We start from the raw sequence: 12,009 nt of genomic DNA, 5'->3' as shown, positions 1-12,009 counted from the left end.
TCGCAGCATGACACGTGCGAGCGCCACCCGCACCCGTTCGCCGACGGCGCACCGGCAGTCCCGCCCGGCGGGGCCGGCCCGCAGGGGGAGCGAGCACAATGGGAGCATGGTCGAGATCTCGGACGCGGACTTCGAACGCATGGTCGGCGAGGTCTTCGACTCGCTTCCCGACGACATGGTGCGCGGGGTCGAGAACGTCGCGATCCTGATCGAGAACCAGCCGGTCGGCGAGCGGCCGCGCCTGTTCGGCCTGTACAGCGGGCGGCCGCTGAAGACGCGGGGGGTCTACGGCTTCGGCGAGCTGCCCGACCGCATCACGCTCTTCCAGAACAACATGCAGGAGCACAGCGCCGACCTCGATTCGCTGCGCACGAGGGTGCGCATCACGCTCGTGCACGAGATCGGCCACTACTTCGGCCTCGACGATGCGAAGCTCGGGGAGCTGGGCTGGGCGTAGGCGGCGGTCGGTCTCAGTCGAGCTCCTCGCGGCGACGCACCAGGTAGGCGGTCTCCGCGGTGTTGCCGGCGAGGGCGATGGCCCGGCCGTAGGCGTCGTGCGACTCGTCGCGCCGCCCGAGCCGGCGCAGCAGCTCGGCCCGAGTGGCGTGGAAGGCGTGGTAGCCGCCCAAGGCGTCGCTCAGACGGTCGATGGCCGGCAACGCGGCATCCGGACCGTCGAGCTCGGCGACGGCGATGGCGCGGTTGAGGGCGACGATCGGCGAGGGATCGAGGCGCACCAACTGGTCGTACAGGGCGACGACCTGCCTCCAGTCGGTGTCGCGGGCGTCTCGCGCGTCGGTGTGCACGGCGTTGACCGCCGCGAGCAACTGGTAGCGGCCGGGCGCGATTCCGGATGCCAGGCGCTCGCGCACCAGCCGATGGCCCTCGTCGATCAGCGCTTCCGACCACATGCCGCGGTCCTGTTCGCCGAGGGGCACGAGCTCGCCGGTCGTCGAGACGCGAGCGGGGCGACGTGCCTCGGTGAGCAGCATCAGTGCCAGGAGGCCCGCGACCTCGCCGTCGCCCGGAAGCAGCGTCCGGATCAGGCGGGTGAGCCGGATCGCCTCTGCGGTGAGCTCGGCCCGAACGGGGTCGGTGCCCGGACCGGTCGCGAGATAGCCCTCGTTGAAGACGAGGTAGAGCACCGCCAGCACGCCGGAGATGCGCGCCGGCAGGTCCTGCGCCGAGGGCACGCGGTACGGGATGCCGGCTGCCGCGATCTTGTCCTTCGCGCGCGTGATGCGCCGGGCCATGGCGGACTCCTGCACGAGGAACCCTCGGGCGATCTCGGGCACGGTGAGGCCCCCGACGAGACGCAAGGTGAGTGCGATGCGCGCCTCCATCGCGAGCGCCGGGTGACAGCACGTGAAGATCAGTCGCAGCCGGTCGTCGTCGATGGCGCCGAGGGGTTCGAGCGGGGTGTCGTCGGTCAGCATCATGGCCTCCCGGTGCTTGTCGGCGCGCTTCTGCTCGCGCCGGATGCGGTCGATCGCCTTGCGGTTGGCGGTCGTGGTGAGCCAGGCGCCCGGGTTGGGCGGCACGCCGTCGGCCGGCCACCGCTCGACGGCCGTGGCGAAAGCCTCGGCCGCCGCCTCCTCGGCGATGTCGAGGTCGCCGAAGCGCCTCGCGAGCGACGCGACCACGCGGGCCCACTCGGCGTGGTGGGCCCGGGTGATCGCCTCACGTGCGTCGACGGGGTTCACGCGGCGCTCACACGAACAGGAGCGGGCGCACCTCGAGGCGCCGGTTGCACGCCTTCGACCCGGCGGTCATGAGCTCGAGCGCGACGTCGAGGTCGGGCGCCTCGATGATCCAGAGCCCGGCCATGTGCTCCTTCGACTCGATGAAGGGGCCGTCGGTGAGCACGGGTTCCTCGCCGCGCGCGTCGATGACCGTCGACGTCTCGGGCGCGGCGAGGCCCGCGGCGAACACCCAGTGGCCACCCGCCCGGAGTCGCTCGTTGAACGCCCGGATGGCCACCATCTCCTCCTCCGTGCCGGAGCCGGTCTTGTCGTCGATGACGGAAACCAAGTACTGCATCTCATACCTCCACGTGCCGTTCAGGGACATTCTGGTCTGCGCCGCCGCGCGGGGCTACGCGTACTGCGGCCGGCCTGCGGGCCGGAAGGTCTGCGCCATGATGCCGGTCGCGAACGTGCGCGACTCGAGCAACTCGAGGGCGAAGTCCGTGCCCTCGTCGGGGAAGAGTCGCGTGCCGGCGCCGACGATCACGGGGAAGACGATCAGCGTCATCTCGTCGACGAGTTCGCGTTCGAGCAGCCAGCGGATGAGCTGCCCGCTGCCGTGCACCTGCAGCTCACCGCCCGGCCGCGCCTTCAGCTCGCGAACCGCGGCCTCGACGTCTCCGGAGAGCACGGTCGTGTCGGCCCACTGCGGGTCGGTGATCGTGTTCGATGCCACGAACTTCGGGCGCGTGTTCAGGGAGCTGACGAACGGGCTGTCGAAGTCGTCTTGCACGCCCCAGTAGCCGGCGAAGAGGTCGTAGGTGCGCCGGCCGAAGAGGAACGCGTCGGCACGCCGGTAGAAGTCGCCGATGTAGGCCGTCGACTCCACGTCGCCGAGCGGCAGCGCCCACCCGCCTCGCTCGAACCCGGGATCGAACTCCGGGTTGTTGCCGCCGTTGGCCTGCATCACGCCGTCGACGGTGATCTGGGTGTTGGTGATCAGCTTCATGACCCTGGTCCCTTCTCGGGCCGCCTCCGATCGGCGACCTCTCACCCTTGCTACGAACAGCGTGGCCCCGATCGGACACCTCCGGCAGAAGTTTCTCGACCTGTCACAAAACCGGGTCCGCCCGTGTCGTATGTGGTGAAGGGCCTGAGAGGCGACCAACGTGTCGGGAGCATCGGGAACGCGCACGGACGTCACGGGACGGCTGGCCGAGCGCCTGTCGAAGACGCGGATCGGCAGGCGCGGGGGCGCCGCGATGCAGGAGCTCCGTCACCGCGTCGTGCCGCTGCACTGGTCGAACCTGTTCGGAGTCGTCGCGCTGGCCTGCCTCGCGGTCGTCACCGTGACGGGCGTGGTGCTCATGTTCCACTACACACCGTCGAGTGCGACCGTCGCCTACGACGGGGCGTATCCGACGTTGCACGGCGCACAGGTCTCCGAGGCGTTCGCGTCGACCATGCACGTCTCGTTCGAGGTGCCCGGCGGGCTCGCCCTCCGGCAGGCGCATCACTGGGCCGCGCTCCTGCTGCCGGCGGCCCTGCTCGCGCAGCTCCTGGTGACCTTCTTCACGGGGGCGTTCCGCCGGCCACGACGTGCGGGCTGGGTGCTGCTGTTCCTCCTGCTCATCGCGGCGCTCGCGGGCGGATGGAGCGGCTACGCGCTGCCCGACGACATGCTCTCGGGTACCGGGCTGCGCATCGTCGAGGGCATCACGCTCGGCATCCCCGTGGTCGGCACCTGGCTGAAGGACCTGCTGTTCGGCGGCGCGTTCCCGGGCGACATCATCGAGCGCCTGTACCCGCTGCACCTCGTGGTCGTGCCGGCGATGATCGCGCTCCTCGTGGTGCGCGTCGCGCTGCTGGCCCGGCACCGGCCGCCGCAGTTCGCCGGCCCCGGGCGAACGGAGGCCAACGTCGTCGGCCTTCCGCTCTTCCCCAATGCCGCGGCCCGCGCGGGCGGGCTCTTCCTCATCGTCGCGGGCATGCTGATGCTGATCGCGGCGACCGTCACGATCAACCCGATCTGGCTGTACGGCCCGGCCTCTCCCGGCGACGCCGGCGCCGGCAGCCAGCCCGACTGGTACACGGGCTTCCTCGACGGTGCGCTGCGGCTCGTGCCGCCGGGCTGGGAGTTCGTCGCGCTCGATCGCACCTGGACGCTCGCCGTGCTCGTGCCCCTCGCGGTGATCGGGGCATTCCTCCTCGTCGTGGCCGTGTACCCGTTCCTCGAGGAGCGGATCACGGGCGACCGCGGCGAGCACCACATGCTCGACCGCCCGAGGAACATGCCGACGAGAACCGGCATCGGTGTCGCGGGCGTCGTGTTCTACGCCACGCTCTGGGCCGCGGGCAGTGCGGATCTCATCGCCGACGCGTTCAGCCTCACGATCGAGGGCGTCGTGCTCACCCTGCAGGTCGCGCTGATCGTCGGGCCCGCCATCGGCTTCACCATCACCCGGCGGGTGTGCCTCGGCCTGCAGCGCAAGGACCGCGACGTCGTGCTCCACGGGTTCGAAACCGGGCGCATCGTGCGCCTGCCGGGAGGCGAATACGTCGAGGTGCACGAGCCGGTCGACCGGTACGAGCGGTGGCGCCTGCTCGAAACCGGGTCGCGTTCGGCGGGGTGACGGCACAGTGACGGCACAGGACTCCGCCGCGGATTGGGGATGGCGGGCGACCGCACCCCTTCCGTAGGCTGTGCCGCATCGACGGGCGCGCGTCGTCCGTTCTCCACCGGGGTGGGGGAGCGAGCATGGTGGACTGGTTCTACGAGACGAGCATCCTGATCACGCTGCCGCTGTTCGTGGGCGGATTCGTGCTGATCTCGTGCCTGACCGTGGTCGCGCTGCGTCCGGTCGTGAACCGGCTCGTGACCGACCCGAAGGAGTGGGACCGCGCTCTCGCGCACGTCATCGGCACGTTCGGCGTCTTCTTCGGCATCCTGCTCGCGCTCGTCGCCGTGTCGGTCTACGAGAACTTCGCGTCCACGCGTCAGGCCGCGATCGAGGAGGCCGGCCAGGTCGGCGCGCTCTACCGGGCGACCACGGGCCTGCCCGACGACCAGGGCGACCAGATGCGGCAGGTGCTCGACGCCTACATGCACGCGGTCATCGAGGTCGACTTCCCCGATCAGTCGGAGGGGGAGCTCCCGAGCGCCAGTGACGTGCAGGTCGACCAGTTCGAGCGGCTCCTGCACACCGTCGAGGCCGAGACGCGCGGCGACCAGGCCGAGTTCGAGCAGGCGCTCGCCACCTTCGACGACTTCATCGAGTCCCGCCGAGCGCGCATCGACGCCACCGCTCTCGCATTGCCGCCGCTCTTCTGGGTCGTCATCTGGGTGGGTGCTGCCGTCAACGCGGTGCTGATCGCGTTCATCCACGTGTCAAACCGCCGCCTGCACCTGCTCATGGCGGGGCTGCTCGCGGTGTTCATCGGGCTCGTGATCTTCGTCACGGCCGACACCGACCACCCGTTCGCGGGGGCGATCTCGATCGGGCCGGGCGCCTACGAGCGGGTGCTCGAGCAGATCATCGACGCGCGCCAGTAGTGCGCGTCGCTACATCATCGACTGCAGCAGCTTCGTGGCCCGCTGGTTGTCGTCGGTCGCGAGCACGACGCGGTTCCTCGCGGCGACGTAGACGAGCGAGATGTTGATGCCCGCTTCGGCCAGCGCGCGGGCCATGCCGCCGAACACGCCGGGGGTGTCGAGGTCGGGCTCGGGCAGTGCCGGGCTGACGATGACGTCGGTCTCGGCCTCGACCGCGATGCCGGCCTCCTCGAGCGCCGTACGGGCGCCCGCGACATCCTCGACCAGGATGTGCACGGCACCCCGGCCGCCCTCCATGATCGCGCAGAGGCCCTCGATGTTGACGCCCGCACTCCCGAGCGCTTCGCCGAGCCGCGCCCCCTCGCCGGGCTGGTCCTCGAGGGTGACCAAGAGATCCTTCGCCATGTCGGCACCTCCTTGTCGGATGCCTCAGGTCTACGCCCGCGCGCGCGGCGCGTCAACGATGCCGGGCACCGAGTATCCGCATGAGCGAGACCCGCTCCGTTCCGTCTGAATTCGGGGACGCGGGAGTGTGTTCGCGGGATGATTGATGTACGCATCGCACCTCAGGGAGGCGAACGTCATGGCATTCGACACGACGAACGGAACCCGTGGAGCCCGCCAGCCGGGACGCAATCGTTTCGAGCGGTGGGCGAACCTGCGAATGGCCCAGCGATTGCGTCGAAAGGGCGACCGGAGCGGGAACAAGCTGGTGCTCGTGACGGTGGGCAAGAAGACCGGCGAAGAGCGGATGACTCCGGTGCGCTGGTTCTCCGGCGAGGGCGGGACCCGACTCATCGTGGCGTCGGCGAGCGGCGCGCCTCGGAACCCTGCCTGGTACTACAACGTCGCGGCCCACCCCGACCGGGTTCGCATCGAGTACGCCGGGCAGCGCATCGAGGTCACGGCCGAGCAGTTGCACGGCGCCGATCGCGAGGCTGCCTGGCAGAAGATCACGGCCCAGGCGCCCGGGTTCGCACGGTACGAGCGCATCACCGACCGGGAGATCCCGGTGATCCGGTTGACGCCGCGGCGGGGGTGAGCCGCGGCATCCGTGTGAGGCACGGAGTCGCGCCGACTATCGAACCCCGACTCCCGCCGCTCGGAGCTGGTCGCGAAGGCCGTCGACGCCGTCGAACGCGTGCGTGCGCATCGAGAGACGGTGGGCGCCGACGAGCTTCGAGGCGGTGTCGTCGGTGAAGAACACCTCCGGGCCGGTCACCCCGAGGGCATCGAGCACGTGTTCGAACGCGCGCACGTCGGGCTTCACGAAGCCGATCTCGGCCGAGTTGAAGATCGCATCGAACCGACCGGCGATGCCCTGCGCGGTGAGCTCCGCCGGGATGGTGTCGGTGCCATTGGTGAGCACGGCCGTCGTGAGCCCCATGCCGCGGATCTCGTCGGAGAGGTCGAGGAGCGCGTCGTCCACCACCGACGGTTGCCCGCCCCACTCCTCGGCCGCCGGCGCATTCCCGGCCGACTCGCCGACCCGGCGCACCCATTCGGCTCGAGTGATCCGCCCGGTCGTGACCTCCTCGATCAACGGGTTCGCGAAGGCGACGCTCGCGATCGTGCCGTCGGCGAGCCCGTGCCGGCGCTCGATGCCGGCGAGGTGGTCGGGGTCGAAGTGCCGGATGACGCCGTCGAGGTCGAAGAGGACGACGCGAATCATCAGGCGGGGTCGATCCGCAGCACGGGCGCCGATTCGCCGACGGTGAGGTCGTCGACGACGCGGATGCCCCGCGCGAGCTCGTCGACGGCACCGACGACGGTGCCGAACCGCTCGCGATCGCTGCACACGGCCGTCACGCTCACGAAGTGCGTGCCGAGGTCCCAGGTGTACGTGGCGAAGGGCGGGCGGCCGCCCTCGGGCAGGGGCATCGCGAGCTTCTCGCCGACGCCGAGGTAGTCGCCGCGGAACTCCTCGGTGTCGTCGTACTCGATCGGCATCGAGGCCCGCGCCATCCGCAGTTGGGGCGTCGCCTCCTGCACCTGCGCCATGACGACGAGCAGTTCCGGCTCCGCCTTCCAGACCCACACGAGCACCCGGCCCGCGGCCTTGCGCATCAGGAAGGGGACGGCCTGGCTCATCGCCCACGCGCTGAAGCCGCTGCCGGCGCCGCCCGGCGCGGCACCCGGTCCCTTGGCCTGCGTCAGCAGCATCCGGATCGCCGCCTTGCGGTGGCGGCGGCCGCGGAATCCGAGGGAGTCCGTGATGGGCACCCACTTGGAGAGGTCGGGCTCGGCGTGAAGTCGGGGCACCCCTCCAGCCTACGAGTCGCAGACCCACGACTCGCAGGCCTACGAGTCGCAGGCCTCGCTCGACGTCGCGGCCACCGACGGCGGCAGCACGGTGAGCAGCGCCTTGACGACCTTGAAGAACTCCACGCCGGTGCCGCCGTCGCCGTTGCCGATGAGGGCGAACACGGCGCCGGAGCCCTCGAAGTACTGCACGTGCGCACCGTAGCCCGGCTCGGCGCCGCTGTGGTTGAGATCGAGGAGGCATCCGGTCGCCGGGTCGACGTGCACGCTCACGCCGAGCCCGTAGCCGTATCCCGCGTCGCTCGTGCCCGGGGCGCGATCGTCGATGCGCGCGGCCAGCATCTCGGGGGTGAGCCCGAATCCCTCGCCGAGGGCGAGCCCCCACGTGTGGAGGTCGTCGATCGTCGAGAGCATGGCGCCGGCCGCCCAACCCTCGTGGTTGGTCCAATCGGTGGTGTCGGTGGGCTGGGGCAGCAGCGGGCAGAACTCCGAGTAGCCGCGGTTGAACGGATCGGCCAGCACGGCATCGGGAGCGAAGCGGCTGCGCGTCATCTCGAGTGGCACCATCAGACGCTCGTCGATCAGCGTGCCGAGGTCGGTGCCGGTCGTGTGCTCGAGGATGCGCCCGAGCAGGAAGGTGTTGTACCCCGAGTAGGCGAAGCCCTCGCCGGGCGCATAGGCCTCGCGCGGGGTCGCTGCGCCGATCGCGATCACCTCGTCGGGCGTGATCGGCGAGTGCGGGTCGGCGCAGATCCGGTCCATCTGGGCCTCGCCAGGTGGGCCGATGCCGCTCGACATGTTCATGAGCATGCGTACGGTGATCTCGTTCGCGAGCGGGAAGTCGGGGTACCACTCGTCGATCGTGTCGTCGAGGGTGAGCCCGGCCTCGCCGTCGCCGATGATCTGCAGCGCGACCGTGCCGACGACGGTCTTCGTGATGCTCCCGATCTTCGACTGGTTCGCGCGGTCCATCGGCACGTCCCCGTCGAGATCCGAGACGCCGCGGGTGGCGACCCACTCCTCCTGGCCGGGAACCCAGAGCCCGACGACCACGCCGGGCATTCCGGATGCCTCGAAGCCCTCGTCGAGGGCCGCCTCGAGTTGCTCCCGCAGCTCAGGGTCGAGGGGCGGGGCGGCCGCGGTCGGCGGTACCGAGGCGTCGTCCGCCGTCGCGCCGAGGCATCCGCTCAGTATGGCGACCGTGGCTGCAGCGACCGCGGCGACCACCCATTTCCTCGAATTCCGCATCTCGACCCCTGTCATCCCCATGGTGCCGCGCACGGCTCGGTCGACGACCCGAGGAACGCCGAGCGCAGCACCGGCGCCAGCGCGTTCAGCACCTCCGCCGTCGCGTCGCCGGTGCCGCCGTCGCCGTTGCCGAGTATCGCGAAGACCGCCCCGGTCGCCGGGTAGTACGCGAGATTCGAGCCGTACCCGGGCTCGGCTCCGGCGTGGGAGACGCTGAGCACGCACCCGGTCTCGACGTCGCTGACGAGACCCGTGCCGAGGCCGTACGCGGCTCCGGCCTGCCCGGGGATCGGCGCGACCTCCGCATACCTCGCGACCTGCAGTTCGGGGGTGACGCCTGCGCCCTCGCCGAGGGCTTCGCCCCAGGCGTGGAGGTCATCGAGGGTCGACACCATGCCGCCGCCCGCCCAGCTCTCGCCGTTCGACCAGCCGACGGTGTCGGCCGGCTGTCCGAGTTCCGGGCAGAAGTCGGAGTAGCCGTGGGTCAGTGGGGCGGTGACTTCTCCGTCGGGCGCGAATCGGCTGCGTTCCATGCCGAACGGCTCGGTGATGCGGTCGTGGATGAGGGTCGCGAGCTCCTCGCCCGTGACCTGCTCGAGGATTCCGCCGAGCAGGAAGTAGTTCGTGTTCGCGTATTCGAAGCCCGCGCCCGGAGCGAAGTCGGCGCGGGGCGTCGCCGCGCCCACCGCGATGAGTTCGTCGGGCGTCGGCACGGCGTGGGGCGCGCTGCAGATGCGGTCGACCTGCGCCCGTCCGGCCTCGCCGGTGCCGCTCGAGTGGTTCAGCAGCATCCGCACCGTGATGCTCGATGCCTCGGGGAAGTCGGGATACCACCGGTCGAGGGTGTCGTCGAGGCTGACGTCGAACTCGGCCTCGCCGATCACCTGCAGCATGACCGTGCTGACGATCGTCTTGGTGATGCTGCCGATCTTCTGCTGGTTGCCGCGCGCCATCGGCTCGTCGGTCGCGACATCGGCCACGCCCCGCGCCGACACCCATTCCTCTTCACCGGGGATCCACACCCCGACGATCACCCCCGGCATTCCGGATGCCTCGAAGCCCTCGTCGAGCGCCGTCTCGAGCTGCTCGCGCAGCGCCGGGTCGAGGGACGGGGTGGATGCCGTTGATGGAGTGTCGGCGATGTCGGCGTCCGACGCCGTGGCGACGCATCCGCTCAACATGACGGCGGTGACGGCCGCGACTGCGGCGACCGCCCACATGGAGTTCCGCATGACCAGCCCCTCGGCGTCGCGCAAGACTCGGTTCGAGAGCGGATGCCCCCACCCGCGACCCTACGCCGCGGGAACGCGCCGATGCGGCACGGAGGTGCCCCATTTCAGGGGTGGCGAACCTCTGCGTCGCGGCGCCGGGGCGTTCGCGATGAAGACGCCGGCGACGAGCACGAGTCCGCCGATGGTCTCCCACAGGTTCGGGACCTGCCCGAGCAACAGGGCGGCCGACACCATCGCGACGACGGGCGCGAGGAGCACCCACGGCACCACCGACGCCGAGCGGTTGCGCGCGAGCAGCGCGTTGAAGATCGCGTAGCCGACGAGGGTGCAGAGGCCAGCCGTGTACAGCGTCGAGACGACGGGGCGCCAGCCGAAGGCCGCGATGCCCGCGGCGATTGCGTCGGGCCCTTCGATCATCATCGACAGGCCGAGTGCCGGCAGCGGCACGACGAGCGACGACCACACCGTCAGCGACAGAGCGCCGAGTCGTCTCGGGGGCGCGACGACACCCGCCTTGCGCGAGATGACGTTGCCGATCGCCCACGAGAACGCGGCGAGCAGGCACAAGACGACGGCGAGGGCAGGCGCGTCACCGCCGCGGCCGAAGGCCACGACGCCGAGCCCGACCGTGCCGACGAGCACGCCGATCGTCTGCAGGCGGGTGGGGCGCTCGCGCAGCGCGAGTGCCGCGACCACGATCGTCAGCACGACCTGCGCCTGCAGCAGCAAGGCCGCGATGCCGGGCTGCAGCCCGAGGGCCATCGAGGTGTACAAGAGGCCGAACTGGCCGAGGCACATGAAGAGCCCGACCCCGACGACGGTCTTCCAGCTCGCGAGGGGGCGCGGCACGATGAGCGCCGCGAGCGCGACGACGCCGAAGCGCACGGCGACGAAGAACAGCGGCGGGATGCCGGCCATGCCCCAGTCGATCACGACGAAGTTGAAGCCCCACAGGGTTGCCACGGCAGCGGCCAGCAGCATGTCGCGTCTCGTCATGGATCAACGATCGCCCGCGGCATCCGGAAACACCAGCGATCATTTCTGTGCCTGATTCGGTAGCATCGCTGCATGATCGATCTCGAAGCGGTGGTCGCGCTGCGGGCGGTGGCCACGAACGGAAGCGTCGCAGCGGCGGCGGACTCACTCGGCTTCACGCCGTCGGCCGTGTCGCAGCAGATCAAGCGCCTCGAACGCGGCACCCGCATCGCGCTGCTCGAGCGGGTGGGTCGCGGCGTCGTGCTGACGGATGCCGGGCGTCACCTCGTGACCTCGTCGGCGACGGTGCTCGCCGACCTCGAGCGCATCGAGGCCGACCTGCACCTCGCCGGCGGCGGCAGCGGCTCCGGCGGCGCCGAGCGCCGGGTCACCGGGGAGGTGCGCATCGGCGCGTTCTCGACCGCGGTGCGCGGGATCCTCGTCGACGTGCTGCCGCGCCTGCGCGACGAGCATCCCGAGTTGCGGGTGCCGCTCCGCGAGAGCGAGCCGTGGGAGACCATCGCGCTCGTGGCATCGGGCCAGCGCGACCTCGGCATCGTGCACCGTTGGGGCGGAGTCGCCCTCGCGATGCCCGAACCCCTCGTCGAGACGCCCCTGTTCACGGATGTCGCGGACGTGATCCTGCGTCGCGACCACCCGCTCGCCGGCCGCACCGAGTTGACGCCGACCGACCTCGCCGACGAGGAGTGGATCGCGACCTTCGACTCGACGATCTGCCGGCAGTGGCTGCGCCGACTGTTCGACGGCGTCTCGAACGCGCCGCGGGTCGTGCACGAGTCGATGGAGTTCGAGAACCACCTCGAGCTCGTGTGCGCGGGTCTCGGCGTGGCACTCGTGCCGCGCATGGGGCGGCCGCCGCTGCATCCCGATCTCGTCGGCATCCCGACCGTGCGCCCCGCGTCGACCCGTGGCGTCTCAGCCGTGCACCGTCGCAGCCAGGCCGACTCGCCCGCCCTGCAGACGGTGCTCGACGCGATCCGAGGTTCCCTCGCAGAGAGCGGTCCGCTCCCATAGAGTGAGCCTCAGCCCGCGC

Annotated in this window: 14 protein-coding genes; 5 read left to right on the top strand and 9 right to left on the bottom strand. The window is 70.7% G+C overall.

Annotated features, from left to right (window positions below; genetic code table 11):
• Positions 1 to 106: 106 nt before the first annotated feature.
• Positions 107 to 457, top strand: a complete 351-nt coding sequence (locus ASD23_RS00940) for a metallopeptidase family protein (RefSeq protein ID WP_056005070.1) — start codon at positions 107 to 109, stop codon at positions 455 to 457.
• A gap of 13 nt (positions 458 to 470) precedes the next feature.
• Here the strand turns inward: ASD23_RS00940 and ASD23_RS00935 are convergent, their stop codons facing one another.
• Genes ASD23_RS00935 through ASD23_RS00925 form a run of 3 tightly spaced genes read right to left on the bottom strand, consistent with a single transcriptional unit; the run spans position 471 to position 2,694 of the window.
• Positions 471 to 1,703, bottom strand: coding sequence for an RNA polymerase sigma factor (locus ASD23_RS00935; RefSeq protein ID WP_056005069.1), 1,233 nt, complete (start codon positions 1,701 to 1,703; stop codon positions 471 to 473).
• A gap of 7 nt (positions 1,704 to 1,710) precedes the next feature.
• Positions 1,711 to 2,040, bottom strand: coding sequence for a YciI family protein (locus tag ASD23_RS00930; RefSeq protein ID WP_056005067.1), 330 nt, complete (start codon positions 2,038 to 2,040; stop codon positions 1,711 to 1,713).
• 54 nt (positions 2,041 to 2,094) lie between these two features.
• Positions 2,095 to 2,694 (bottom strand): dihydrofolate reductase family protein, encoded by a 600-nt coding sequence (locus tag ASD23_RS00925; protein ID WP_056005064.1) that lies wholly within the window; start codon positions 2,692 to 2,694, stop codon positions 2,095 to 2,097.
• Positions 2,695 to 2,854: 160 nt separating this feature from the next.
• Between ASD23_RS00925 and qcrB the strand changes: the two genes are divergently transcribed.
• Positions 2,855 to 4,318 carry a cytochrome bc1 complex cytochrome b subunit gene (gene qcrB / locus ASD23_RS00920; protein ID WP_056005062.1) on the top strand — a complete coding sequence of 488 codons (1,464 nt, stop codon included), beginning with the start codon at positions 2,855 to 2,857 and terminating at the stop codon, positions 4,316 to 4,318.
• A 125-nt stretch (positions 4,319 to 4,443) separates the two neighbouring features.
• Positions 4,444 to 5,238 (top strand): bestrophin-like domain, encoded by a 795-nt coding sequence (locus tag ASD23_RS00915; RefSeq protein ID WP_056005060.1) that lies wholly within the window; start codon positions 4,444 to 4,446, stop codon positions 5,236 to 5,238.
• A 9-nt stretch (positions 5,239 to 5,247) separates the two neighbouring features.
• Here ASD23_RS00915 and ASD23_RS00910 read toward each other — a convergent pair whose 3' ends face one another.
• Complete coding sequence (locus ASD23_RS00910; protein WP_056005058.1) at positions 5,248 to 5,643, bottom strand: hypothetical protein; 396 nt, start codon at positions 5,641 to 5,643, stop codon at positions 5,248 to 5,250.
• A gap of 178 nt (positions 5,644 to 5,821) precedes the next feature.
• On the opposite strand from ASD23_RS00910, the gene ASD23_RS00905 reads away from it, so the two are divergent.
• Positions 5,822 to 6,280, top strand: coding sequence for a nitroreductase/quinone reductase family protein (locus ASD23_RS00905; protein WP_056007506.1), 459 nt, complete (start codon positions 5,822 to 5,824; stop codon positions 6,278 to 6,280).
• A gap of 36 nt (positions 6,281 to 6,316) precedes the next feature.
• Here the strand turns inward: ASD23_RS00905 and ASD23_RS00900 are convergent, their stop codons facing one another.
• Genes ASD23_RS00900 through ASD23_RS00880 form a run of 5 tightly spaced genes read right to left on the bottom strand, consistent with a single transcriptional unit; the run spans position 6,317 to position 10,976 of the window.
• The gene (locus ASD23_RS00900) at positions 6,317 to 6,910 is read right to left on the bottom strand and encodes an HAD family hydrolase (protein ID WP_056005056.1); all 594 of its coding nucleotides are present in this window, start codon (positions 6,908 to 6,910) and stop codon (positions 6,317 to 6,319) included.
• Positions 6,910 to 7,500 (bottom strand): hypothetical protein, encoded by a 591-nt coding sequence (locus ASD23_RS00895; protein ID WP_056005054.1) that lies wholly within the window; start codon positions 7,498 to 7,500, stop codon positions 6,910 to 6,912. The genes ASD23_RS00900 and ASD23_RS00895 overlap by 1 nt, the downstream gene beginning before the upstream one ends.
• 39 nt (positions 7,501 to 7,539) lie before the next feature.
• On the bottom strand, positions 7,540 to 8,748 hold the full coding sequence (locus ASD23_RS00890; protein ID WP_235507589.1) for a serine hydrolase domain-containing protein: 1,209 nt from the start codon (positions 8,746 to 8,748) through the stop codon (positions 7,540 to 7,542).
• 11 nt (positions 8,749 to 8,759) lie between these two features.
• Positions 8,760 to 9,980 (bottom strand): serine hydrolase domain-containing protein, encoded by a 1,221-nt coding sequence (locus tag ASD23_RS00885; RefSeq protein ID WP_157376967.1) that lies wholly within the window; start codon positions 9,978 to 9,980, stop codon positions 8,760 to 8,762.
• A gap of 60 nt (positions 9,981 to 10,040) precedes the next feature.
• The gene (locus ASD23_RS00880; RefSeq protein WP_056005048.1) at positions 10,041 to 10,976 is read right to left on the bottom strand and encodes an EamA family transporter; all 936 of its coding nucleotides are present in this window, start codon (positions 10,974 to 10,976) and stop codon (positions 10,041 to 10,043) included.
• Positions 10,977 to 11,048: 72 nt separating this feature from the next.
• Here ASD23_RS00880 and ASD23_RS00875 point away from each other — a divergent pair, with 72 nt between their 5' ends.
• Entirely contained in the window at positions 11,049 to 11,990 is a 942-nt protein-coding gene (locus ASD23_RS00875; RefSeq protein WP_056005047.1) for a LysR family transcriptional regulator, read from the top strand.
• Positions 11,991 to 12,009 lie beyond the last annotated feature (19 nt).

The sequence above is a fragment of the Agromyces sp. Root1464 genome, from assembly GCF_001427265.1.
Taxonomy (GTDB): domain Bacteria; phylum Actinomycetota; class Actinomycetes; order Actinomycetales; family Microbacteriaceae; genus Agromyces; species Agromyces fucosus.
Note: the sequence above shows the minus strand (reverse complement) of the source record. Positions and strands in the feature narration are given on the sequence as shown.